The 22,084-nt window shown below is 55.9% G+C and carries 27 protein-coding genes; 13 read left to right on the forward strand and 14 right to left on the reverse strand.

All coding sequences use genetic code 11. The features are described 5' to 3' along the window. Positions 1 to 80 precede the first annotated feature (80 nt). On the reverse strand, positions 81 to 1,073 hold the full coding sequence (gene lplA / locus ACFFIY_RS06555; RefSeq protein ID WP_354198671.1) for a lipoate--protein ligase: 993 nt from the start codon (positions 1,071 to 1,073) through the stop codon (positions 81 to 83). 196 nt (positions 1,074 to 1,269) lie between these two features. On the opposite strand from lplA, the gene yhfH reads away from it, so the two are divergent. Then, positions 1,270 to 1,395, forward strand: coding sequence for a protein YhfH (yhfH, locus tag ACFFIY_RS06560; protein ID WP_069201931.1), 126 nt, complete (start codon positions 1,270 to 1,272; stop codon positions 1,393 to 1,395). Between the two features lie 442 nt (positions 1,396 to 1,837). Here the strand turns inward: yhfH and ACFFIY_RS06565 are convergent, their stop codons facing one another. Genes ACFFIY_RS06565 through aceA form a run of 3 tightly spaced genes read right to left on the reverse strand, consistent with a single transcriptional unit; the run spans position 1,838 to position 4,893 of the window. Next, positions 1,838 to 1,963, reverse strand: coding sequence for a YhfH family protein (locus ACFFIY_RS06565; protein WP_354198673.1), 126 nt, complete (start codon positions 1,961 to 1,963; stop codon positions 1,838 to 1,840). Positions 1,964 to 1,989: 26 nt separating this feature from the next. Then, a complete protein-coding gene (aceB, locus tag ACFFIY_RS06570; protein ID WP_354198675.1) occupies positions 1,990 to 3,597 on the reverse strand; it encodes a malate synthase A in 1,608 nt (535 codons plus the stop codon). Between the two features lie 18 nt (positions 3,598 to 3,615). After that, positions 3,616 to 4,893 (reverse strand): isocitrate lyase, encoded by a 1,278-nt coding sequence (aceA, locus tag ACFFIY_RS06575; protein WP_354198677.1) that lies wholly within the window; start codon positions 4,891 to 4,893, stop codon positions 3,616 to 3,618. Between the two features lie 169 nt (positions 4,894 to 5,062). Between aceA and ACFFIY_RS06580 the strand changes: the two genes are divergently transcribed. After that, on the forward strand, positions 5,063 to 5,731 hold the full coding sequence (locus ACFFIY_RS06580) for a LytTR family DNA-binding domain-containing protein (protein ID WP_376837209.1): 669 nt from the start codon (positions 5,063 to 5,065) through the stop codon (positions 5,729 to 5,731). 78 nt (positions 5,732 to 5,809) lie between these two features. Here ACFFIY_RS06580 and ACFFIY_RS06585 read toward each other — a convergent pair whose 3' ends face one another. The 3 genes from ACFFIY_RS06585 to hemE form a co-directional block, all read right to left on the reverse strand. Then, positions 5,810 to 6,076 carry a hypothetical protein gene (locus ACFFIY_RS06585; RefSeq protein ID WP_354198681.1) on the reverse strand — a complete coding sequence of 89 codons (267 nt, stop codon included), beginning with the start codon at positions 6,074 to 6,076 and terminating at the stop codon, positions 5,810 to 5,812. 319 nt (positions 6,077 to 6,395) lie between these two features. Then, on the reverse strand, positions 6,396 to 7,328 hold the full coding sequence (hemH, locus tag ACFFIY_RS06590; RefSeq protein WP_354198683.1) for a ferrochelatase: 933 nt from the start codon (positions 7,326 to 7,328) through the stop codon (positions 6,396 to 6,398). A 25-nt stretch (positions 7,329 to 7,353) separates the two neighbouring features. Next, positions 7,354 to 8,394, reverse strand: a complete 1,041-nt coding sequence (gene hemE, locus ACFFIY_RS06595) for a uroporphyrinogen decarboxylase (RefSeq protein WP_354198685.1) — start codon at positions 8,392 to 8,394, stop codon at positions 7,354 to 7,356. Positions 8,395 to 8,588: 194 nt separating this feature from the next. On the opposite strand from hemE, the gene ACFFIY_RS06600 reads away from it, so the two are divergent. Then, entirely contained in the window at positions 8,589 to 9,113 is a 525-nt protein-coding gene (locus ACFFIY_RS06600; protein ID WP_354198687.1) for an antibiotic biosynthesis monooxygenase family protein, read from the forward strand. Between the two features lie 211 nt (positions 9,114 to 9,324). Here ACFFIY_RS06600 and ACFFIY_RS06605 read toward each other — a convergent pair whose 3' ends face one another. Further along, positions 9,325 to 9,540, reverse strand: a complete 216-nt coding sequence (locus ACFFIY_RS06605; protein WP_354198689.1) for a YgaP family membrane protein — start codon at positions 9,538 to 9,540, stop codon at positions 9,325 to 9,327. A gap of 189 nt (positions 9,541 to 9,729) precedes the next feature. Here ACFFIY_RS06605 and ACFFIY_RS06610 point away from each other — a divergent pair, with 189 nt between their 5' ends. Further along, on the forward strand, positions 9,730 to 10,893 hold the full coding sequence (locus ACFFIY_RS06610) for an amidohydrolase (RefSeq protein WP_354198741.1): 1,164 nt from the start codon (positions 9,730 to 9,732) through the stop codon (positions 10,891 to 10,893). A gap of 47 nt (positions 10,894 to 10,940) precedes the next feature. Here the strand turns inward: ACFFIY_RS06610 and ACFFIY_RS06615 are convergent, their stop codons facing one another. Genes ACFFIY_RS06615 through ACFFIY_RS06625 form a run of 3 tightly spaced genes read right to left on the reverse strand, consistent with a single transcriptional unit; the run spans position 10,941 to position 12,773 of the window. After that, positions 10,941 to 11,636 carry a hypothetical protein gene (locus tag ACFFIY_RS06615; protein WP_354198691.1) on the reverse strand — a complete coding sequence of 232 codons (696 nt, stop codon included), beginning with the start codon at positions 11,634 to 11,636 and terminating at the stop codon, positions 10,941 to 10,943. A 19-nt stretch (positions 11,637 to 11,655) separates the two neighbouring features. Continuing rightward, positions 11,656 to 11,832 (reverse strand): hypothetical protein, encoded by a 177-nt coding sequence (locus ACFFIY_RS06620; protein ID WP_354198693.1) that lies wholly within the window; start codon positions 11,830 to 11,832, stop codon positions 11,656 to 11,658. Further along, complete coding sequence (locus ACFFIY_RS06625) at positions 11,829 to 12,773, reverse strand: ABC transporter permease subunit (protein WP_354198695.1); 945 nt, start codon at positions 12,771 to 12,773, stop codon at positions 11,829 to 11,831. The genes ACFFIY_RS06620 and ACFFIY_RS06625 overlap by 4 nt, the downstream gene beginning before the upstream one ends. Before the next feature lie 141 nt (positions 12,774 to 12,914). On the opposite strand from ACFFIY_RS06625, the gene ACFFIY_RS06630 reads away from it, so the two are divergent. Further along, positions 12,915 to 13,967: a C45 family autoproteolytic acyltransferase/hydrolase gene (locus ACFFIY_RS06630; protein WP_354198743.1), complete on the forward strand. Its 1,053-nt coding sequence runs from the start codon at positions 12,915 to 12,917 to the stop codon at positions 13,965 to 13,967. Positions 13,968 to 14,154: 187 nt separating this feature from the next. After that, the gene (lepB, locus tag ACFFIY_RS06635) at positions 14,155 to 14,733 is read left to right on the forward strand and encodes a signal peptidase I (RefSeq protein ID WP_354198697.1); all 579 of its coding nucleotides are present in this window, start codon (positions 14,155 to 14,157) and stop codon (positions 14,731 to 14,733) included. A 256-nt stretch (positions 14,734 to 14,989) separates the two neighbouring features. Here the strand turns inward: lepB and ACFFIY_RS06640 are convergent, their stop codons facing one another. Then, the gene (locus ACFFIY_RS06640; RefSeq protein WP_354198699.1) at positions 14,990 to 16,186 is read right to left on the reverse strand and encodes an ABC transporter permease; all 1,197 of its coding nucleotides are present in this window, start codon (positions 16,184 to 16,186) and stop codon (positions 14,990 to 14,992) included. Next, positions 16,170 to 16,919: an ABC transporter ATP-binding protein gene (locus ACFFIY_RS06645; protein ID WP_354198701.1), complete on the reverse strand. Its 750-nt coding sequence runs from the start codon at positions 16,917 to 16,919 to the stop codon at positions 16,170 to 16,172. The genes ACFFIY_RS06640 and ACFFIY_RS06645 overlap by 17 nt, the downstream gene beginning before the upstream one ends. Before the next feature lie 125 nt (positions 16,920 to 17,044). On the opposite strand from ACFFIY_RS06645, the gene ACFFIY_RS06650 reads away from it, so the two are divergent. The 6 genes from ACFFIY_RS06650 to ACFFIY_RS06675 all read left to right on the forward strand — a co-directional run bounded on the left by ACFFIY_RS06650 (position 17,045) and on the right by ACFFIY_RS06675 (position 20,286). Next, positions 17,045 to 17,473 (forward strand): HIT family protein, encoded by a 429-nt coding sequence (locus ACFFIY_RS06650; RefSeq protein WP_354198703.1) that lies wholly within the window; start codon positions 17,045 to 17,047, stop codon positions 17,471 to 17,473. 112 nt (positions 17,474 to 17,585) lie between these two features. Further along, positions 17,586 to 18,110: a tryptophan transporter gene (locus tag ACFFIY_RS06655; RefSeq protein WP_354198705.1), complete on the forward strand. Its 525-nt coding sequence runs from the start codon at positions 17,586 to 17,588 to the stop codon at positions 18,108 to 18,110. Positions 18,111 to 18,244: 134 nt separating this feature from the next. Next, positions 18,245 to 18,613, forward strand: a complete 369-nt coding sequence (locus ACFFIY_RS06660; RefSeq protein WP_354198707.1) for a YtxH domain-containing protein — start codon at positions 18,245 to 18,247, stop codon at positions 18,611 to 18,613. A 189-nt stretch (positions 18,614 to 18,802) separates the two neighbouring features. After that, positions 18,803 to 19,396, forward strand: coding sequence for an HTH-type transcriptional regulator Hpr (locus ACFFIY_RS06665; RefSeq protein WP_354198709.1), 594 nt, complete (start codon positions 18,803 to 18,805; stop codon positions 19,394 to 19,396). 97 nt (positions 19,397 to 19,493) lie between these two features. Further along, positions 19,494 to 20,036: a DUF3267 domain-containing protein gene (locus tag ACFFIY_RS06670; protein ID WP_354198711.1), complete on the forward strand. Its 543-nt coding sequence runs from the start codon at positions 19,494 to 19,496 to the stop codon at positions 20,034 to 20,036. A gap of 61 nt (positions 20,037 to 20,097) precedes the next feature. Then, positions 20,098 to 20,286, forward strand: a complete 189-nt coding sequence (locus tag ACFFIY_RS06675; protein ID WP_354198713.1) for a hypothetical protein — start codon at positions 20,098 to 20,100, stop codon at positions 20,284 to 20,286. 157 nt (positions 20,287 to 20,443) lie between these two features. Here the strand turns inward: ACFFIY_RS06675 and ACFFIY_RS06680 are convergent, their stop codons facing one another. Beyond that, on the reverse strand, positions 20,444 to 20,536 hold the full coding sequence (locus ACFFIY_RS06680) for a YjcZ family sporulation protein (RefSeq protein WP_076759383.1): 93 nt from the start codon (positions 20,534 to 20,536) through the stop codon (positions 20,444 to 20,446). 137 nt (positions 20,537 to 20,673) lie between these two features. Between ACFFIY_RS06680 and ACFFIY_RS06685 the strand changes: the two genes are divergently transcribed. Next, the gene (locus ACFFIY_RS06685) at positions 20,674 to 21,558 is read left to right on the forward strand and encodes a peptidylprolyl isomerase (protein ID WP_354198717.1); all 885 of its coding nucleotides are present in this window, start codon (positions 20,674 to 20,676) and stop codon (positions 21,556 to 21,558) included. Positions 21,559 to 22,084 lie beyond the last annotated feature (526 nt).

A 22,084-nucleotide genomic window follows, 5' to 3' on the forward strand; every position in this document is an offset into this window, starting at 1 on the left:
GAGAGATAAAAAACAAGAAAGGGGCTGTCACAGAAAGTCGTTTTTATCGACTTTCTGGACAGCCCCTTCCCGTGCTGCGCTCAATAAATCAAATCGATGAACTGGTCTTTCGTGATGCCGCCGAGGAGCTTCTCGATATCGAGGCCGGAGAGGGCCTGTCCGATCGCATCGTGGCTGTACTGCACGCCTTTGAGCGCCTCTTCGATTTCGGCGACTTCGCCGACTCCGAAGAAATCGCCGAATATGGCGGCGTCTTCGATCTTGCCTTTGTTCACTTCCAGCTTCACATCGATGCCGCCGACCGGGAAGCGCTGAGTGTGGGACATGTTGAACTTCGGCGACTTGCCGTAGTTCCAGTCCCAGTTGCCGTACCGCTTTTCGGACAGCTTCTTGATATTCTCCCAGTCGTCTTCGGTGAGCTCCAGGTATTCGATGTTTTCCTTGCCCCCGAAGATCTCCTCGAGCAAGTACTGACGCAGCTCTTCAATCGTCATCGGCTCTTGGAGGAACTCGGAAATATTCGCCACTCGCGAGCGGATCGACTTGATCCCCTTCGACTCGATCTTGTCTTTCTTCACCTTCAGCGCATTGACGACTTCCTCCACGTCGGTGTCGAACATGAGCGTGCCGTGGCTGTACATCCGGCCCTTCGTCGAGAACTGGGCATTCCCGGAAATCTTCCGTCCTTCGACAATCAGGTCATTTCGGCCCTGCAGCTCCGCATTGACACCGAGCTTTTGAAGCGCGTCGACGACCGGCTGCGTGAACTTCCGGAAGTTGCGGAAGCTTTCTCCGTCGTCTTTCGTGATGAAGCTGTAGTTCAGGTTGCCGAGGTCGTGGTACACCGCGCCTCCTCCGGACAGGCGGCGGACGACCTTGATGCCGTTCTTGTCCACGTAGCTGGCGTCGATTTCCTCGATCGTGTTCTGGTTTCGCCCGACGATGATCGACGGCCCGTTGATGTAGAACAGGAGATAAGAATCCTCGTCCGTGTCGAATGTGTTCAATATGTACTCCTCGATCGCCAGGTTGATGTACGGATCGTGAATGCCTTTGTTATCGATGAATTTCATGCTTCAGCCTCCCCGGTTCTGTTGGCTCCTATTTTACCACAGCCGGGGCCCATTCACCGTTCATCCGCCTATTTAGCCGTTTCGTCAGTAAATTTGGTGAATTGGGCAAAAAGCGTTGACACTTCCCCTTCTGTTATAATACACTATGAACATCCCAAACAAGTTGTATAACAAAAAACCGAGAGGAGAATGACCCATGATTGAAAACGTCGTTGAATTTTTCAAGAACCTCCCTCCGAAAATGTGCGCAAGCTGCGGTGAGCAGATCGAGGAGCAGCACGAGTGCTACTCCAACAAATGCGACAAATGCAACTGCGAATAAGCCAAGTGACCTGACGTTGAAAAATATTAAGAGTATCCCCCGGTCTCAGCACCGCCAGGGATACTCTTTTCATTTGGCGATTCATATCGGGTGAAACCATTGCGGACGCCAAGCGTATGAATGACCAACGACCGGCACCATGATGAGGTGGAACGATTCTTGAAAGCCATTAACAAAAAGCGCTTGAAGGCATACATAAGAAAACACCCGTATGTCCTTACCACTTTTTTCTTCACCGTCTGGTTGTATGCCATGATCAGCCTGATTCTGCAGTTCAAGACAAGTCCCTCTCCACGGATCTCAACCTTCCTCCTGACTGTTTACGCGACGGTTGTTCTTTATTTTTCTGTTTTCGAGAGAAAGGATACATAATCTTCCTTTATACGCGCAAAAAGAAAGAGCCACCGCTCAAACCGGTGGCTCTTCCATCTTCTCCTCTATCTCACGGCTCCTGTTTCCCGATGCACCGCTCGCATTCGTGATGAGGGGACTCGACCTTCTCGATGATTTCGCAGCCGCATTCCACACAGATCTTTTTCATCTTTGGTTTCTGGTTGATGTTTGTCATTCAGATCTCCTCCTGTGTTGGTTGGATTAATTCAATTGTCCATAACCCGGCAGCGTGAGGAATTCTTCAAATTCGTCTTTTTCCGTGAGTTCGGTGAACAGGTCGGCGGCCTGCTGGATTTTGCCTTCGGCGAATCGGTCGGCGCCTTGTTCTTTGCGGATCTTCCACAGTTCTTCCTGAAGAAGCTGCCGGAACAGGCCGTCGGTGATGTCGCGGCCGTCATCAAGCCTGGCCTCCGGGTGGCGGATCCATTGCCAGATCTGAGAGCGCGAGATTTCGGCGGTCGCGGCGTCTTCCATCAGATTGTTGATCGGGACGGCGCCGCTTCCGCACAGCCACGCGGCGATGTAGCGGATGCCGACGTTGATGTTCGTCCGGATGCCTTCCTCGGTGATTGTGCCTTCGGGGACCTGAAGAAGATCCGCGGCGGTCACGTGCACGTCTTCGCGCTTGTTGTCGAGCTGGTTCGGCCGTTCGCCGAGCACCCGGTCAAACTCTCTCATGGCGACCGGGACAAGTCCCGGGTGGGCGACCCACGTGCCGTCGTGGCCGTCGGTCGCTTCGCGCCGTTTGTCTTCCGCGACTTTTTGGAATGCGTCGGCGTTCGCTTCCTCGTCGCCTTTCACCGGAATCTGGGCGGCCATGCCGCCGATCGCCATTGCGCCCCGCCGGTGGCATGTCTTCACACAGAGCTGCGTGTAGGCCCGCATGAACGGCGCAGTCATCGTCACCTGACTCCGGTCCGGCACGAGCACTTCCGGCTGGTTGCGGAACCGTTTCACGTAACTGAAAATGTAGTCCCAGCGGCCGCAGTTGAGACCCGCCGCATGGTCGCGCAGCTCGTAGAGGATTTCATCCATCTCAAATGCGGCGAGGATCGTCTCGATCAGGACGGTCGCCCGGATCGTGCCGTTCGGGATGCCGAGCCGTTCCTGTGCATACTCGAACACGTCGTTCCAGAGCCGTGCCTCCAGATGGCTTTCGACCTTCGGCAAGTAAAAGTACGGTCCGGTCCCCCGCCGGATCTGTTCCTGTGCGTTGTGGTAAAAGAACAGTCCAAAGTCGAACAGGCTGCCGGACATCGGCTCGCCGTCCACCGTCACATGGCGCTCGTCGAGGTGCCAGCCCCTTGGCCGCACGATGAGCACGGCCGGTTTTTCATTCAGCTTATATTCTTTCCCGTCGGATTCCCTCGTATAGGAGATCGTCCGCCGTACAGCGTCGGCCAGGTTTTTCTGACCCTCGACCATGTTTTCCCAAGTCGGGCTCGTTGCGTCTTCAAAGCAGGCCATGAACGTCTTTGCGCCTGAATTGAGCGCATTGATGACCATTTTGCGTTCGACCGGACCGGTGATCTCCGTCCGGCGGTCTTTCAGGTCGTCCGGAATCGGTGCGACCGTCCACTCGCTTTCTCGGATTTGTTCGGTCTCGGGAAGGAAATCCGGCTGTTCCCCGGCGTCGAACCGGTCCTGCCGCTCCTGCCTTTTCTCCAGCAGCTCCAGCCGGCGCCCGTTGAACCGCTCATGCAGCTCGCCGAGGAAACCGAGGGCGCCCGGCGTCAAGATTTCCGGTGAGGACGGCGTCTTGCCGCCCGCCACGGTGATCGTCCGCAGTTCTGTCGTCTTGTTGGTCATCTCGATCCGCTCCTTTCCTCAAACAAACTGCGCCGTTTCCGTCGATCCTTCCATCGCTGTCGTGGAAGAAGTGCCGCCGGATATAACCTGTGCCACTTCGTCAAAGTAGCCCGTGCCGACTTCGCGCTGGTGGCGGGTCGCCGTATAACCTTTCTTCTCGCTTGCGAATTCCGCCTGCTGAAGGCGGGAATAGGCGGCCATGCCTTCGTCTTTGTAGGCGTGGGCGAGTTCGAACATGCCGTGGTTGAGCGCGTGGAAGCCGGCGAGCGTGACGAACTGGAACTTGTAGCCCATCTTGCCGAGCTCGCGCTGGTACTCGGCGATCGTTTCCCGGTCGAGGTTCGCTTCCCAGTTGAACGACGGCGAGCAGTTGTAGGCGAGCATCTTGCCCGGGAATTTCGCATGGATTGCGTCCGCGAACTGCTTCGCTTCTTCAAGCGACGGATGGGACGTTTCGCACCAGACGAGGTCTGCGTACGGCGCATAGGCGAGGCCCCGTGCGATCGCCTGGTCGATGCCGGCACGCGTGCGGTAGAATCCTTCCGGCGTGCGCTCTCCTGTGATGAATTCCTGATCCGCCGGGTCGACGTCGCTCGTGATCAGATCCGCGGCATCGGCGTCGGTGCGTGCGATGATGAGTGTCGGCACCCCGAGGACATCAGCCGCGAGGCGTGCCGCGATCAGGTTGCGGACCGCGTTCTGCGTCGGGAGAAGGACCTTCCCGCCGAGGTGTCCGCATTTCTTCTCGGACGCGAGCTGGTCCTCGAAGTGGACGCCCGCCGCACCGGCCTCGATCATCGACTTCATCAGCTCGAAGACGTTCAGCGGACCGCCGAACCCGGCTTCCGCGTCGGCCACGATTGGCGCGAACCAGTCGAACCCTTCGCGTCCTTCCGAGCGGTCGATCTGGTCTGCACGCTGGAGCGCCTGGTTGATCCGCTTGACGACCTGCGGCACGCTGTTCACCGGATACAGGCTCTGGTCCGGATACATCTGTCCGGCGACGTTCGCATCCGCCGCCACTTGCCAACCGCTCAGATAGATCGCCTTCAGTCCGGCCTTCACTTGCTGCATCGCCTGGTTCCCGGTGAGTGCGCCGAGCGCATTGACGAACGGCTCTTCATGAAGGGACTTCCAGAGGCGCTCCGATCCGCGCCGTGCGAGCGTGTGCTCGACCTGTACCGATCCGCGCAGCCTGTATACGTCCTCCGCCGTGTACGGGCGTTCGATTCCGTTCCACCGCTCTTCTTTCCAACCGGCCTCGATTTGTTCCATTTCCATTTGTTTTGTCTGCATATCCGCCACACCTTTCCAGATTTTTTATGGCTGCCGTGAAAAATAGTCCTTTTTGACTGTTCCACAACAGTGGTTGTTGTTGTAGATTACTATATAACAGAGTAATCAATCTTGTCTGTGCTTTCTGACAAAAAGGGGGAAACGGATGATGAAGGCAGAGGAAAATCCGATGAACGGAGGAGATGGGATGACGAACGCTGTGTTGGAACAGTTCACGACTATGATCGGGGAATGGATTCCAGAGGAGGCGGCGCTCGCGGTGGCCGCGGGCGGCAAGTATGTTCATTTCAACGGGAAGGGGCACCGGATTCCGCTTGCGGCGGGCGCGCCGGTCGAACCCGGCAGCATCGCCCACCGGGTGCTCAAGGAAAGGAAACGGACGGAGGCCTATTTGGACGGCAGCGACGAGATCCCTCCTTATTATGGGATCGGCTATCCGGTGGAAGTCGGCGAAGAGCCCGGTGCGGTCGTCGTCCTTCTGCCGCCGGGCTGGCGGCCGCCCGGCGAGGATCCGGTCCGCTTCCTCACCGGGCGGCAGGATGACGAGTGGGTCCCCGTCCCGGTCGGCAAGATCTCTCATATCGAGAGCGCCGACAAGAAGACCTGGTTTTACTCGGACGGCGAAGCCTACTCGACGACCCAGACGCTGAAGCAGCTGGAAACCGTGCTGCCGGAAAGCTTCCACCGGATCCACCGGTCTTATCTCGTCAACACCGACGCGATTGCCCGCATCCGCAAAGACTTCACCGGGAACCTGCTTGTCGAGACGACCGACGGCGAGGAGCTCCCCGTCAGCCAGACGTATGCCTCGGCGCTTAGGGGGACATTCGGGTTTTGACTGCGACCCGGACTTCATTCAAAAACAATGCCGCCCGGCTCTCCTACAACCGGGCGGCATTTCACTATTGAATATCAGTCAGCCTTCCACTTGTCCTCTTTCCTTCCGAGTGAGCAGGAACAGCCAGATTGTCAGGGCAAGCGGGATGAGCGGAAGGTACTCCGCCCAGAAGAATGCCGGCGTGGCACCGAGATACCAAGTGCCGGGATAAATCAGGATGGTGCTCGCAAGCATCCACTTCCATGACCGCTTGATCAGAGCGACGATGAAACAGGCGGCAGCTGCAATCAGCGTCGGATAAAACAGGCCCAGATGACCAAGCAGAACGCTCATGATTGATTCCATGAGACATGAGCTCCTTTCCTTGTTTCTATACACTCCCTGCTATCAACTTACTTCTGTACTGTAAACGAAATTCCTCCAGGGGCGGGCCGCTTACCTGTCACGGTTATACCGGCTCAAGGCAGTATCCGGACGATTCGTTCCGGATACAACTCTGAAGAATGAATATTGCCGCCCGGCTCAACCATGGCCGGGCGGCAATTTGCATTTGAATCGGCGAGTAAGGAGAGTTCGAACATCAGACCGGCCTCCCGCCTCCCCTTTTCTCCATTCAACACAAAAACCAGGAGCGGGTCGCTTCCCCTGCTCCTGGTTTCGTCAATTATTGATTCAAAACATCCATCACCGCGTCCGCCATCGCATCGATGAAGAGCGGGTCGGTGTTCGGCATGGCCGGGCGGTAGTACGCGGCGCCGATTTCGTCGCAGACGACTTTGCATTCGTAGTCGTTGTCGTACAGCACTTCGAGGTGTTCGGCGACGAAGCCGAGCGGCGTGTAGACGAACGCTTTGTAGCCGTGTTCGTTGTACAGGTCACGCGTGAGGTCCTGGACGTCCGGTCCGAGCCAAGGGTCCGGCGTGTTGCCTTCGGACTGCCAGCCGACCGCATACGTTTCGACGCCGGCCGCGTCCGCGACAAGCTTCGCTGTTTCATTCAACTGATCCGGGTACGGGTCGCCGAGTTCCTTGATCTTCTCCGGCAGCGAGTGCGCGGAGACGACGAGGCAGGCTTCGGCGCGCTGTTCTTCCGGCATGGAGGCGTACTCTTCCTTGATCTTATCCGCCCAGTACTGGATGAACTTCGGCTGGCGGTAGAAGTCGTGTACCGACTGGATCTTCATGTTGCCGAGCTCCGCCGCTTTTTCTTCGGCGCGCGTGTTGTACGATTTCACCGAGAATGTCGAGTAGTGCGGCGCGAGGACGATCGTCACGGCTTCCGTGATGCCGTCTTCGTGCATCTTCTCAACGGTGTCTTCGATGAACGGACGGATGTGCTTGAGTCCGACGTACACCTTGAACTCGATGTCGTCCTGGATTTCGTTGAGCCGCTTGCCGAGTGCTTCCGCCTGCTCGTCGGTCGTGCGCGCGAGCGGGGAGATGCCGCCGATCGCTTCGTAGCGGTTTTTCAGGTCTTCGAGCTGCTCCGGCGCCGGTTTGCGGCCGTGGCGGATGTGCGTGTAGTACGGTTCGATGTCTTCTTCTTTATAAGGGGTCCCGTACGCCATGACGAGGAGGCCCATTGTCTTTTTCGCCATTCTGTTCACCTTCCGGTTGGTAGAATTATTTGCGGAGTTCCGCCGAGTACGTATGAACGAGTTCGGTGAGCTTCTTCAGGGTGGCCGGCTGGACGTCCGGGAAGACGCCGTGGCCGAGGTTGAAGATGTGCGAGCCGTGCTCGACGCCCTGCTCGATGATTTCCTTCGCGCGGGTTTCGATGATCGGCCAGTCGGCGAGAAGCAGCGACGGGTCGAGGTTGCCCATGACCGGCTTCTTGATGCCGCGTGCGTCCGCTTCCTTGATCGGCAGGCGCCAGTCGAGTCCGACGACGTCGACCGGGAGATCGTTCCATTCTTCGGCCAGATGGCTTGCGCCGACGCCGAATGTGATGAGCGGAACGCCGGTCTCTTTCAGTTCGTTGAAGATGCGGGTCATGACCGGCTTGATGAACGTCCGGTAATCCGCGACATTCAGCGCCCCGACCCACGAATCAAACAGCTGGACCGCTTTCGCGCCGGCCGCAACCTGTGCTTTCACATAGGCAATGTCCATGTCCGCGAGTTTGTTCATGAGCGCGTGCCACGCTTCCGGCTCCGACACCATGAACGACTTTGTCAGGTTGTAGCTGCGCGACGGGCCGCCTTCGATCATGTAGCTCGCGAGCGTGAACGGTGCGCCGGCGAATCCGATGAGCGGAACGTCGAGCTGCTCCTGAGTGAGGATGCGGATCGTCTCCAGCACGTACGGCACCTGATCTTCCGCGTGGAATTCGCCGAGCTTGTCGATGTCGGCACGCGAACGGATCGGATTGGAGATGACCGGCCCGACGCCCGATTTGATCTTCACGTCGACGCCGATGCCGGCGAGCGGTGTGACGATGTCCTTGTAGAGAATCGCCGCATCGACATTGTACTGGTCGACCGGCAGCTTCGTCACATAGGCGCAAAGCTCCGGCTGATGCGTGATTTCCTCAAGCGAGTACTTTTCCTTCAGCTTGCGGTATTCCGGCTGCGAACGGCCCGCCTGCCGCATGTACCAGACCGGCGTGTGATCGATTTTCTCCCCGCGCGCCGCCCGGATCAGTGTGTCATTGAATGTTCCCATTGGCATTGATCCCTGCTTTCCCGATATAATCCGTTTCAAATATAAGTGTCCCGTCATTTATTGTATAGAGAGGAAGGCGAATTGTCATAGAATTGACCTCGATGCCGCCATCTTTCGGACACAGTTGTTTGAATCCGCCTGCGGACGGGGAAAAAGGAACTAAGCAAATGCTTTTGATCAGGGAGGTCATGGGGATGAATTTCTACACAACAACCGGCACGCCGGACTTTATGGAGACAATCAGGAACCAGCACGGCGGTGAGGAGATGGTCCTGCTGTACGGACCGGGCAACGCGCTGCTCATGCATGAAACCGAAGGAAAGACCGTGTTCCAGACGCCGAAGCAGTACGAAGTGATCGGCTCGGCCGGCCCGCTCGCCCGTCACGGCTACTATGTGATCAATAATATTCCGGTGACCGACGAGGGACGGCCGATCTTTGAGCACCGCTTTGAAAACCGGGCGAAGATGATGGACGGGGTGCCCGGCTTCCTCACCTACCGGCTGCTTCGCCCAGTGAAGTCGGATACGTACCGAGTGCTCACGGCGTGGAACAGCAAAGATCATTATGAGCTCTGGAAAGGTTCGAAGGCGTTCGAGCAGGCTCACGCCAAGCAGCGTGAACCTCTGCCGGCCGAAAAGGTGCAGCACATTTTCACGAGTGCTTCGTATGTGACCGAGTACACGACCGAGAAAGCCGGCGAGGAAGAAGACGAATGAAAGATGAGCGGCCGCCCCTGCGTGGATGAAGGGGCGGCTTTTTCGTGCGTTGGAGCGGCTAAGAGTCCGATACTGCTCGCTAAGAGTCCGTTTCGCTCATTTAAGAGTCCGATTCTCCCTTTTAAGAGTCCGATTCGTCCTCCTAAAAGACCCATGCATCCAAAAAGCCCGGGAAGTCAGTCACTCACTGACTCCCCGGGCTTTCCCGCATTCATTTTGCGATTTTCGTGTTTTCCAGGCCGGCGGCATCGATGAGCGGGCAGTAGTGGACGATGCCTTCCGCGACTTTCTGTGCGCCCATCATCGAAACGAAGAGCTGCGAGCCGGACGGCTTTTCTTTCGCCATTTTGGCGATGGAATAAGCGAGGAGCGTCAGGCCGCCGGTGATGCGGACCATCGAGTTGATCGTGCCGATGTTCTTCTTCAAGTTGCTGCCTCCTTCACGGGTGTGTTGACTGTACTTATTCCCTCCGGAAAAGTTGTCAAACAGCCGATTCCTGAAAATTCCCATTGCCGCGTCTCTTTATCATTGCTATAATAATCAACATTCAAATTATTTCGCTATCCGGAGGGATTCTATATGACGGAACAAACGCTCAACAACCCGCAGGCTGCCATCAAGGATAAGCTGTTCGCCAAGCTCGAGGCGTCCAATGAAGACATGATCAAGATCCGCCGCCACCTTCACATGCACCCGGAGCTCTCGTTCAAGGAAGAAAAAACGGCCCGTTACATCCAGGACTTTTACAAGGAGCTCGGCGTTGAAGTCAAGGGCAACGTCGGCGGCAATGGCGTTGTCGCCCGCATTAAAGGCGCCAAACCCGGCAAAACGGTTGCACTCCGCGCCGACTTCGACGCGCTTCCGATCGACGATCAGAAAGACGTGGAATACAAATCGACCGTTCCGGGCGTCATGCATGCATGCGGACACGACGGCCATACGGCGACGCTCCTCACGCTCGGAAAAGCCCTCCACGAACTCCGTGATGAACTCCCAGGCGAATATGTCCTCATCCACCAGCACGCGGAGGAATATGCGCCGGGCGGTGCGGTTTCGATGGTTGCCGACGGCTGCCTTGACGGCGTCGACGCCATCTTCGGCACCCACCTCTGGTCCCTCACGCCGTTCGGCACGATCGAATACCGGACGGGTCCCGTCATGGCGGCAGCCGACCGGTTTGAGATCAAAGTCCAGGGACGCGGCGGCCACGGCGCGAACCCGCATCAGACGAAAGACGCCGTCGTGATCGGCGCCCAGCTCGTGACGAATCTCCAGCAGCTCGTCGCGCGCCGGGTCGACCCGATTGAATCGGCCGTCTTGAGCGTCGGTTCGTTCGTCGCTGAAAATGCGTTCAACGTCATCGCCGACTCCGCTTATCTTGCCGGAACCGTGCGGACATTCAAGCCGGAAATCCGCGACCTCATGGAACGCGAGATCGCCCGTGTGGTCGAAGGCGCCGCGATTGCCGGCGACTGCGAAATCGAACTCGACTACGTCCGGGGCTATCCAGCCGTCGTGAACCATGAGGCCGAAACGGAGTTCATGAAGCGGATCATCGAAGAAGAGCTGCCGGGCGTGGAAGCGCGCGAAACGGCTCCTCACATGGGCGGCGAAGACTTCGCCTACTATCTCGAAAAAGTGCCGGGCACGTTCTTCTTCACAGGTGCCATGCCGGAAGACCCGTACCCGCACCACCACCCGCGCTTTGACATCGACGAGCGCGCCCTGCTCATCGCAGCGAAAGCACTCGGTGCTGCTGCGACCGGTTATCAAGAATAACTCCTTTCACGAAAATCCCCGTTGCCCGCAAAGGCATCGGGGATTTTTTATCCACGGCTTCCCAGCCGCTCCGCTCTTCTCTTTTCAAGGCCATCCGCGAGCAGTTGAAAACTGATGATGGCAAACGTGATGAACGCCAGAGCAGATACCGGAATCCATTGTGCCATCCGCAAATCTTTCTGCAGATCGAGCAGAAGCACCGGCCAGGCATCCGATGTTACCACTGCCTCATACGTCCCGCGGATTTCTTGAGACATGAACATCTGATTGATGAATACTCCGACCACGCCCAATTGTGCCAGCAAAAACATCACACGGCCGGCTTCACGGGCCAGGATCCCGCCGAGTTCTCGTCCGATCATCGGCCTGTAATATCTGCGGAACATGCCAAGGCGACTTCCTCCGCTCGCAATCGCCGCCTCCATATAGGTTTCATAGCTGAGTCCGACCATCTTGCTCCTGATGAATTCGGCCAGTCTGCCCGTCTCGGCTAAAGCGATGATCAACGCGGAGAGGAGGAGTCGGTTGGGCGAAAACATGATCGGCGGGACCGCCAACAGCAAAATCACGATGATAATCGTCGGCATGAATGAAAAGACGGCCTCCCACACCTTCAAGAGCACCGCTCCGGCACGGGTATAAAACGAACCGACGCCCAGAATCAAGGATACAATTGTCCGGACCAGCACGATACCCACGATTGTCAAAAGGGTTTCCCGGGTTCCGATCACGATTCTGGACAAAAGATCCACTCCCTTCCGGTCAGATCACGAAGTCCCCGGACGGTCCATAGGGCGGTGCAAGGAGCTTTCCCTCATCGGTTTTGATCAGGATGGTTTGTGCTAGTTCCGCATCAATTCCGGGGAGTCGGGGACCGAACAAAGCCAAGATCACGATCACGCCGGTCATCAGCAGGCCGATCGTCAATGTTTTATTCAAAAGATCCCCTCCCTTCCGCGGACATCCAGCTTATATTTGGCCAGTCCCGAGATGATTTTCATCGCCAGGACCAACAGAGTAAAGTAAAACAGATAACCGGCAATGGCAAATGTGTTGCCGGTGACCAGCGTACCGAATGAGAACTTGGTCGGATCGCCGAGCGCTTCGTACAAATAGAGGGCGGCTCCCCGGTAATTGGTGAACACTTCGATGATGAGCAGATTGGACAGGATATATAGGATCATCATGTCCGCCTGCGCCAAAATAGGAATGATCCCGTTTTTCAGCATATGTATATACAACATTTTAAACGGATGGGTCCCTTTTGATCGGGCCGTCCTTACATAGTCCATATGTTCTTGGTCGCGGAGTGCCCTGAAGGTGGCGTTCGCGATAAAAACGGTCGGATAAACAGAGAGGAACAGGATATTCAGTATTGTCTGCGCCATGGAGTCGTGGCCATAAAGTTGTATATGAGGAATCCATCCTTTGGAGATGGCTGTCAAAAGGCCGATTTGGACGAACACGATGATGGCGATGTCCGGTATCGAAAGAAAACCGAACGTCACCCAGCGGCTTGCCATTCCTCCTTTTCTCTCTTTATGGAGGAAATCCAAAATTCCCTTCACCATTCCGAAAACCAAGGCAATCAGCATGGCCGGCACGATCAATACCAGACTCCTGCCGAATCGTTGTACGATCTCCAGTGAGGACGGGCCACTGTCCATCCCCCCGAAACCGGGATGAGCGGCAAGCAGCGAAAAGAATTCTCGTATGTTCGCGTAGTATGCTTCCGGACTGTATTGATAAGTGACTCCTTCGAACTTCAGGAAGGCATTCCCTTCGACAAACTTCACCTCTGTCGGCATGAGGACAATCAGCAACAGAAAACTGAACGCGACCAGCCAAATGACGATGACAGAAACAAGATGCTTGATCAACCCTTCCACCCCCAACATTCAGAATAGCATGAACTCAGTTATCGATAAACCTGTTTTAGGTATATAGTCCATGGGTTGACCCGATGAAAAGACAAGGGCAAGATGAGAAAAGAATGTCTGATCACAAAAGGAATGAAGCCCATGAAAGAAATCTACAGCGACATCATCCAGTTCCGCGGCACCCACTATGACTTCGGTACCCTGCAAGGCGAACGGCTGCGGGATTCACTCACCCTTCATAACCGCCAGAGTTCTTGGAAAATCCGGAAGCCGCGGTTCCGGATTGACACCGGTGAAGCGGAAGCCGTCTTCCGGACATATGCCCCCGGTATCTGGGAGGAGCTCCGCGGCCTGCGGGATGCGCTCGCCCTCCCGATGGAAGACGTGCTGCGCGACTTCGGCGGCTACCGCTCGGAGATCCCGCGGGCCGGCTGCTCGACGATCACGGGCGAAGGGTTCATCGCCCGCAATTACGACTTCCATCCGAATACGTACGAAGGACTTTATGCCGCCTTTCAGCCGACGGACGGCGGACAGGCCGTCATCGGACCGGCCCAGCGGATCACGGGCCGGATGGACGGCCTAAACGAAAGCGGCCTCGCGATGGCGTACAACTTCACCAACCGGAAAAAGCCCGGCGACGGATTCGTCTGCTGGATGGTCGGCCGCATCCTTTTGGAGACCTGCACAAACGTGGATGAAGCGGTCCGGCTCCTGCACGAACTCCCCCACCGCGGCTCGTTCAGCTACAACCTGCTCGACAAGGACGGCCGCCGGGCGCTCGCCGAAGCCGGTCCGAGAGGCGTCACCATCCGAGAGTCTCCGTATTGCTCGAACCACTTCGAAGTGCAGACAGGCGAAAACCGGCATTACCTGAAAGACTCCATCGAACGGCTGGAGACGATGGAATCCGACGCTGCCGCCCTCTCGGATGCCCGGGCGGCCTGGCGCCTCCTGAACGACCGGGAACGCGGCGTCTTCGCCGACAACTACAAAAGCTGGGCCGGCACGATCCACACATCCGCCTACTTCCCCGAAACACTCACCGCCTGGTTCGCCCTCGGAGGCGACACCGAGCCGGTCGCCTTCGATTTCGGACGCTGGCTCAAAGGGGAGAATTTTGAACGATTAACCGTGAGCGGCACGATCGATACGGACATCGGCTTTGCGAATATTGACCGGTTGAGGGGGTAAATGAATCATTGAGTTCTTGATTTTCAAAACGACGCTTCCCCGGTGCTTTGGAAGCGTCATTTTCTTTTCGTCAGGAAATAACATCCTTTATTAAAGGGATATGGTTTCGAAGCGTCTAATACATTGACCAAAGGCTTTTTAAAAGGAGGGAGCAGAATAAAGAGAATCTTTGCTTTGACCATTTATTTTGATTTTGGCGGGTTGCAGCGGAATCGAGGATGAACCTGATGCGATAACAGATCTGAAAACCGAGGAATCACTCCAAGAGGTCAGCCAAGACGACAGCACTTATCCTATTGACTGGTCAGTTGACTCGATGGATCGGGGAAATCATGATCTCGAAACTGACATTCACGGAAAACTTGTCGTCTCAAAGAATATTGAACCTCTCGAAAGGGGCGATATTATCTATTATGAGCATGGCCAGGATGAACACCTCGGAAGGGTCGTAGGACTGCCGGGGGAAACGGCAGAGATAAAAAAGGGTCAGGTTTTCATTGACGGCCGGAAGCTGGATACATTCTATGGAACAGCAAGCGTTAGAGGTCTTGGGGAAAAAGAATACTTTGAGAAAACACCTAAGAAAAACTATGATTCCGCAGCAATGAAAGAATACTTCCAGACCAGTATGGAGCCAGTTACTGTTAAAGACCATACGGTGTTTGTATTGGTTGATCAGTGGTGGCGGGGATCTGACAGCAAAGATTTCGGACTGATCCCAAACTCCAAAATTCAAGGGGTAATTGTTGGCCATGAAAAAAACTGAGGCAGATTATTCTTCAACATATTTTCATGTCGGAGGACGAGTGACGCAAGTTTGCCTCCGAGTGGCGCAAGTTTGCCCTCGAGTGGCGCGAGTTTGCCCCCGAGTGGAGCAAGTTGGCTCCCGAGTGACGCGAGTTCTGCCCCCATGGTGTTCAAAGAGGCGCGAAGCCGCCTTTGCCACCCGTTCATCAGTCTATTCAACTCAATAAAACAAAAAAGTGATGCGCTGCCCTCTCAGGCTTCGCATCACTTTCGTTTCATTTCCCGGTAAACTGCAGAGTCACTTCCGACACTGCATACACCGTCAGTCCAAGCAGGATCGGCACAAACCCGAATCCGAACTGGAATGACGCCGCCGCGATCACGAGGACCGCCTGGACAGCCTGTGCCCGGCGGACGGTTCCGCGCGCGGCGGCGGCTTTGGCGCCGGCGGGCAGCGGATACAGGCGGTCCATCCGGAACTCCGGGGAGCCGGCGAGCGCGTCGCGGAGCTGGTAGGCGCAGGCGAATGCGAGGGCGGCGCTGAATATCCCCGATGCGACGGGAATCGGGATGAACGCCGCTCCGAGGACGGACAGCACGGTCAGCCGCACCCACAGGTTGAACAAGTCATCGCTGCGGATGAACGTCCGGGCGGCAAGATACCGCGGCGCGCCTTTCCGGCTGAACGGAATCCGTGCATATACCCAGTCGAGCCAGCCCCTTCTGCGGACGGCCCCCCGCAGATGCGGGACGTCGGTGAATTGATTGGCGAAGCGGTAGAAGCGGGTCATGCGGCCGTTTTCCAGTTCGATGAAGTGCAGGAACGGGAACGGCACCCCTTTCATCGAGCGCTGCTTCAGCATGCCGTATACACCCGCCGGGACGAGCAGCAGGACGCCGAGCCACCATTTGCCCCAGAGGGCGGCCGTGATCGGGGCGGCTGACAGGATAAACCGGATGATCCGGTCCGACCAGACGCCCTCTCCCTGATCCGCCCAGCGATGCGCAAACTCGGTCCGCACGTTCCACAGATGAAGCGCGGCAACTCCGATCACGATCGCCAGCAGCGCCAGACCCTTCAGGCCGTACACCGTATTCAAAAGCGGGATGGACACGACGAACACCGCGACCGGCAGGAACAGCCCGGATGCGACCGTCCATTTGAGTGCCCCCTGCATATAACCGCCGAGCTGCCTCTCCATCGGCAGGAAGAACACGGCGTCCGCTTCCTTCAGAAGAGTGACCGGCGGCGCGTAGGCGAGGATCAAACCGAGCAGGATGCCGGCGAGCGGCGCGGCCGGGAAGTCTGCAGGCACTTCCTTCAGCCAGTTGCTGTAGGCGAAGCCGCCCGCCCCGATGAGAAAGACAAGCACAATCGCAAGATGACCGGTGAAGACGAATTTCATGTAGCGCTGCAGCTCCTCCATGTAGCGGGTGAAGCGGCTGCGCCACACGTCACGCAGGCTGCCCATCGTCCGGCTCCTCCGCCATCCGGATGTACAGGTCGTCGAGCGACGCGCCCGGCATCCCAAACTGCTCCCGCAGATCGTCCATCGTCCCCGAAGCCCGCAGCCGGCCCTCATGCAGAAGCAGGATCCGGTCACAGTACTTCTCGGCCGTCGCGAGAATATGCGTCGACATAAGCACCGACGCCCCTTCCGCCTTCTTCTCGCTCATCTGCTCAAGCAGCGAGCGGATCCCGAGCGGATCGAGGCCGACGAACGGCTCGTCGATGATGTACAGCGACGGATTCACGAGGAACGCGCACATGATCATCACTTTCTGGCGCATCCCCTTGGAGAAATGCGACGGGAACCAGCGCAGCCGCTTCTCCATCCGGAATTCCCGAAGAAGAGCCGCGGACCTTGCCTCGAATACGTCGCTCGGCAGACCGTACGCCATCGCCGTCAGCTCCAGATGCTCCCGGAGCGTCAGCTCATCGTAGAGAACCGGCGTCTCCGGGATATAGGAAAACGCACTCCGGTATTTATCCGGATCCTCATGGAACGACGTGCCGTTGATACGCACCGTCCCCTCGATCGGCTCCATGAGGCCGATGATGTGCTTGATCGTCGTACTCTTCCCTGCCCCGTTCAGGCCAATCAGGCCGACAAGCTCGCCCGGCGCGACCGAAAGAGACAGATCGTGAAGAACCGGCTTGCGCGTATAGCCGCCGGTGATATGATCCACTTCCAATACGTTCATGTTCACACCCCATTCTTCCCTCCATTTTAACAAATCGGACCCCATTTTGCCCGCACTGCCTGTCCTCCGTTTTCTGAATATATGATAGACTGAATGAAGGATATGAAAAAAGGAGCTGTTGACCGATGACTGAATGTATTTTCTGCAAGATTGCCGACGGCACGATCCCGTCCGCGAAGGTGTATGAAGACGAGAACGTCCTGGCATTCATGGACATCATGCCGACGACGAAGGGGCATGTCCTTCTCATCCCGAAGGTTCACCGCGAGAATATTTATGAGTTCAGCGAGGAAGAGGCGGCGAACCTGTTCGCGGTCGCGCCGAAAATCGCAAACGCACTCAAGGCGGAGTTTGAACCGGCCGGCATGAACCTTCTGAACAACACAGGGTCGGCGGCAAGCCAGAGCGTCTACCACTTCCACCTTCACTTCATCCCCCGCTATGACCGCCAGACGGACGGCTTCGGGCTCAAGTGGGAAACGAAGGAACAAGAGTATCCCCAGGAGCGCCTGCAGGAAATCGCCGGAGACATCGCGGCACGTCTTGAGAAGTAACGCTTGAAACTATCTGAAAAAAGCGGTAGAATCGGACTACGCAACCCGCCTGTGGCCAAGAGGGCATGCAGGGGGCGGCAAAAAAATGAGATCAGTTGAGGAGAGATGAGCAATGAAAACAAAAAATCTCGTATTGATGGCGCTGTTGATCGGCATCGGCACGGCCCTGTACATGGTGATCCCCGGATTCAGCGGGGGCATGAAGCCCGACTTCATGCTGACGATGATGTTCATCGGGATCCTGCTGTTCCGCGATGTAAAGAGCGTGTTCGTCTTATCGCTCGCGACGGGCGTGCTGTCCGGCCTGTTCACGACGTTCCCGGGCGGATTCATCCCGAACCTCGTCGACAAGACGGTCACCGGCTTCGTGTTTTTCGCAGCAGTCCTGGCACTCGGCAAGCTCGCCGGCAGACTTCCTGCAGCAACAGTCCTGGCCGCACTCGGCACTTTGCTTTCCGGGACGGTCTTCCTGTCGGTCGCGATCTTCGCGCTCGGTGCGGACTTCCCGTTCAGCGTCCTGTTCGTAACGGTCGTGCTGCCGGCCATCGTGATGAACGGCGTCGCCTTCTTCATCATCTATCCGATTGTCCAGCAGCTTGCGAAGCGCTCTTCTTTCGAAGTCGCGCCATCACACTAAAACCAACCATTCTTCCCCCGGCCGCCCTTGGCCGGGGTTTTTGTATGTTTCCGTTGCCTGTCCGGATTTGGCCATGTTTTAATAAGAACAGGGTAAGGAATACTTAATAGTAGCAAAGAAGGGAGAGTGCCCTCATGAAAGCATCATCATTCTTTCTCGGACTCGCAGTCGGCGCGGTCGGCAGCGCAGCGGCTGTTTTATTCTCCGCGCCCCAATCGGGCAAGGATCTCCGCCTGTCGGTGAAAAGCACGTCCGACGACATGAAGCACAAAATGGATGACGTCAAAGAAAAAGCGAAAGAACTGAAGGATTCCGTCAAGCATCTCGCGGACGAAGCGAAAGCCCGCCTGCCGGAGATGAAAGACGAACTGATGGATTCAATCGATGAATGGAACCGCGGAACCGAAACGAACCGGGACCGCATCCAGAAGCGGATCGAGCAAATCCAGACGTCCATCGCGGAGCTGGAATCTGCGGTTGCAGAGACCACCAAGAAAAAATAAAAAAACCGTCCCCCAAAATTACACGGGGACGGTTTTATTCTGTTTCAGGCATCTTTGTCATCCTTTTAAACGAACAAATTCTGTTTTAGAAAAATGTTGACGGAAATATGAAAACTGACCTTCTTTCTTTCAAGCTTTATTGATATAATAACTATAAACTATCCGAACATTGAGAAAGAAGGTGAGGAATTGGCAGAACAACCTTACACCCCGAAAGAAGCCATGATCTACAGCCAGCGGATCGCCCAGCTGTCGAAAGCCCTCTGGAAGTCCGTGGAGAAAGACTGGCAGCAATGGATCAAGCCGTTCGGCCTCAACATCAATGAACACCATATCCTTTGGATCGCCTGCCATCTGGAAGGAGCGACGATTTCCGAAGTGGCGAAATTCGGCGTGATGCACGTATCGACCGCTTTCAACTTTTCAAAGAAACTGGAAGAGCGCGGCTACCTGTCCTTCTCCAAGCGGGAGGACGATAAACGCAGTACATACGTGGAAGTGACGCCCGAAGGTGAAGCGCTGCTCCTTCAGATCAATGAGCATTATTATGATTCCCGGCATACCTTTTTGGAAGGATCGCTTCCACTCAAAAAGTTATACGGCCGTTTCCCTGAATTCATCGAACTGATGGCGGTGATCCGCAATATTTACGGTGAAGATTTTATGGAAATTTTTGAAAAAGGATTCAAAAACATGGAGGGGATGTTCGAGGAAACAGACGGGAAACTTACTCCAAAACGCCCTCCGGCAACCGAAGACGGCGAGACTGAAGAAGTCTTATAATTTTTTTGCGTTTTATGGTTGATTTTTTTCCAAAATCGCAGTACTGTATGTATCGTCCTAAACGGCCTCAGCGGCCCCTGCAAAGGAGATGCAACGGATGCACTGCTGGAAAACCATCAATGTGAAAAAGCACTACGGACTGAGCCGGCTCTTTCTCTTCTCGTCGATTCTCATGGTGGCGGTATTCATCATTTCATACATCAGCTTCAACCTCGTCAACGACGGCGACATGACCGACTCTCTGTTTCCTTTGTTCCTGTTGATGGTCGTTCTGTTGTATCCTGTGCATAAAGCCATCCATTACGCGGTTCTCTGGCGATACCGCGCACGCATCACCCTGTCGATGAACAGGGACTGGCCGATTTTCCCGGTCATCCAGCTGCGCGTCCGGGAGCCGATTCCAAAACACCGGTTCGCCGTCTCTCTGATTATGCCGTTTCTGACGTTGAACCCGCTGTTCATCGTGTGCGGCGCCCTGTTTCCTGCGTTCACCCATTATTTCGCCATCCTGCTCGCCTATCACTGCGGGATGTGCCTGATCGACTTGATCTACGTGAAGAACCTCTCGCGCTCCCCGAAAGCATGCTTTATCGAGGAGACGGACGGCGGCTATGAAATTCTCGTCCCGTTCGCAGATTGAGGTTTTCATTTGAACGCCCTTCTGTTATGCTTAGACAATAGTCAGAAGGGGGGAAACCGGGATGATCATTCTTGTCACAATCCTGTTTTCGATCTTTTACTTGTTCCAGATCAATAAGATGACCTACGCTCTTTGCGAGTCCAGGGAGATTCCGGAGGAAAAGCAGCCGAAGATCTACCGGACCGTTAATATTCTGATCACGATCCTCATCGTCTCGTTCTTCGTGGAGATCCTGACTGCCGTAACGTAAGGATGACTTGGTTCAATGAAGGACGCACTGCCGTTCTTCAAGTTCCCGATACGAAAAAACAAACGTCCATCCGCCCCTTTCCGGGCGGATGGACGTTTTTGATGGCCGGACTGGCTGCCGCCGGCTGGCATCAGTGACGGCTCATCATTGGTTCTGATCAGTATACGTAGGCTGCACCGACGATGATCAGCAGGATGAAAAGGACGACGATCAGGGCGAAGCCGCCGCCGTAGTTGTACCCTCCGCTCATGTGATCACCTCCTCTCTCCCGATATCGTATGCACGGGGAGGCCGGGGGTCGTGGGCGCAGGGGGGAACCTTTTTGTAGAATTAACGTTTATATGGTATATTAAATCCTGTTGTACACCACAGTTAGGGGAGAAGAGAATGAAGAAATCAATCTGGGCTGCCACGATCGCAGCTTCCGTCCTCGCGCTTTCCGCCTGCAGCAACAACGCCGGCGAAGAAACGATCGTCACATCGAAGGCCGGGGACATTACGCAGCATGAGTTTTATAACGAAATGAAGAGCTCCGTGGGCGAACAGGCACTCAGCCTGATGGTCATTCAAAAAGTCCTTGAAGATAAGTATGATGTCGACAAGAAAGAAATCGATAAAGAATTCAAGAAGTCCAAGGAAGAAATGGGCGACAGCTTCAATGCTTTCCTTGCGCAGAACGGATATAACGAAGACAGCTACAAAGACATGATGTACTTGAACAAGCTTCAGCAAGCGGCCCTCACGGACGGCGTCAAAGTATCCGATGAAGAAATCGATACGTATACCGACCGCGCCAAAACGGAAATCCATGCTCAGCACGTGCTCGTGGATGACGAAAAGACCGCTCAAGAAGTGAAGAAGAAACTCGAAGACGGCGCAGATTTCGCGGAAGTGGCGAAAGAGTACTCCACTGAAGAAGCCGCCCAGCAATCCGGCGGAGACCTCGGCTGGTTCGGTCCGGACAAGATGGTCAAGGAATTCACCGATGCCGCTTATTCGCTCGAACCGAAAAAGATCAGTGACCCGGTCAAGTCTGATTTCGGCTACCACATCATTCAAGTCCTCGAAAAGCGCGACGCCGAAGAAAATCCGGCGGAAGGTAAGGACCGCGACCAGATCAAGGAAGAGCTGATGATGAAGAAAGCCAATCCTGACGAGCTCATGGACAAAATTTCCCAGCTCCTCATCGACGCGGACGTGAAGATCAAGGACGACGACCTCAAAGACGCCCTCGACCAATTCTACGGTCCGGCGAAAGAGTCGAAGAAATAATCATCCCATCGGCACCCTTTCCGGGTGCCGATTTTTTTGTGCGGTTCTTCTTCGGACGAGTCGGACACATCAGGCACTGAGCCGGACGGATCACCCCTTGAACCGGGCGCATCCGGGCTTGAGTCGGACAGGTTATTTGTTCCAGGGACGAGTCGGACGCATCAGGCGCTGAGCCGGACGGATCACCCCTTGAACCGGACGCATCCGGGCTTGAGTCGGACAGGTTATTTGTTCCAGGGACGAGTCGGACGCATCAGGCGCTGAACCGGACGGATCACTCCTTGAACCGGACGCATCCGGGCTTGAGTCGGACAGGTTATTTATTCCGGGGACGAGTGGGACACATCAGGCACTGAGCCGGACGGATCACCCCTTGAACCGGACGCATCCGGGCTTGAGTCGGACAGGTTATTTATTCCGGGGACGAGTCGGACACATCAGGCGCTGAGCCGGACGGATCACCCCTTGAACCGGACGCATCCGGGCTTGAGTCGGACAGGTTATTTGTTCCAGGGACGAGTCGGAC

The organism is Bhargavaea ullalensis (genome assembly GCF_042432615.1).
Taxonomy (GTDB): Bacteria; Bacillota; Bacilli; order Bacillales_A; family Planococcaceae; genus Bhargavaea; species Bhargavaea ullalensis.

Bases quoted from the DNA above. Each gene is read 5' to 3' on its own strand.
- lplA (WP_354198671.1), bottom strand. From the start codon at position 1,073: ATGAAATTCATCGATAACAAAGGCATTCACGATCCGTACATCAACCTG.
- yhfH (WP_069201931.1), top strand. From the start codon at position 1,270: ATGATTGAAAACGTCGTTGAATTTTTCAAGAACCTCCCTCCGAAAATG.
- ACFFIY_RS06565 (WP_354198673.1), bottom strand. From the start codon at position 1,963: ATGACAAACATCAACCAGAAACCAAAGATGAAAAAGATCTGTGTGGAA.
- aceB (WP_354198675.1), bottom strand. From the start codon at position 3,597: ATGACCAACAAGACGACAGAACTGCGGACGATCACCGTGGCGGGCGGC.
- aceA (WP_354198677.1), bottom strand. From the start codon at position 4,893: ATGCAGACAAAACAAATGGAAATGGAACAAATCGAGGCCGGTTGGAAA.
- ACFFIY_RS06580 (WP_376837209.1), top strand. From the start codon at position 5,063: ATGAACGGAGGAGATGGGATGACGAACGCTGTGTTGGAACAGTTCACG.
- ACFFIY_RS06585 (WP_354198681.1), bottom strand. From the start codon at position 6,076: ATGGAATCAATCATGAGCGTTCTGCTTGGTCATCTGGGCCTGTTTTAT.
- hemH (WP_354198683.1), bottom strand. From the start codon at position 7,328: ATGGCGAAAAAGACAATGGGCCTCCTCGTCATGGCGTACGGGACCCCT.
- hemE (WP_354198685.1), bottom strand. From the start codon at position 8,394: ATGGGAACATTCAATGACACACTGATCCGGGCGGCGCGCGGGGAGAAA.
- ACFFIY_RS06600 (WP_354198687.1), top strand. From the start codon at position 8,589: ATGAATTTCTACACAACAACCGGCACGCCGGACTTTATGGAGACAATC.
- ACFFIY_RS06630 (WP_354198743.1), top strand. From the start codon at position 12,915: ATGAAAGAAATCTACAGCGACATCATCCAGTTCCGCGGCACCCACTAT.
- ACFFIY_RS06640 (WP_354198699.1), bottom strand. From the start codon at position 16,186: ATGGGCAGCCTGCGTGACGTGTGGCGCAGCCGCTTCACCCGCTACATG.
- ACFFIY_RS06645 (WP_354198701.1), bottom strand. From the start codon at position 16,919: ATGAACGTATTGGAAGTGGATCATATCACCGGCGGCTATACGCGCAAG.
- ACFFIY_RS06650 (WP_354198703.1), top strand. From the start codon at position 17,045: ATGACTGAATGTATTTTCTGCAAGATTGCCGACGGCACGATCCCGTCC.
- ACFFIY_RS06655 (WP_354198705.1), top strand. From the start codon at position 17,586: ATGAAAACAAAAAATCTCGTATTGATGGCGCTGTTGATCGGCATCGGC.
- ACFFIY_RS06660 (WP_354198707.1), top strand. From the start codon at position 18,245: ATGAAAGCATCATCATTCTTTCTCGGACTCGCAGTCGGCGCGGTCGGC.
- ACFFIY_RS06670 (WP_354198711.1), top strand. From the start codon at position 19,494: ATGCACTGCTGGAAAACCATCAATGTGAAAAAGCACTACGGACTGAGC.
- ACFFIY_RS06675 (WP_354198713.1), top strand. From the start codon at position 20,098: ATGATCATTCTTGTCACAATCCTGTTTTCGATCTTTTACTTGTTCCAG.
- ACFFIY_RS06680 (WP_076759383.1), bottom strand. From the start codon at position 20,536: ATGAGCGGAGGGTACAACTACGGCGGCGGCTTCGCCCTGATCGTCGTC.
- ACFFIY_RS06685 (WP_354198717.1), top strand. From the start codon at position 20,674: ATGAAGAAATCAATCTGGGCTGCCACGATCGCAGCTTCCGTCCTCGCG.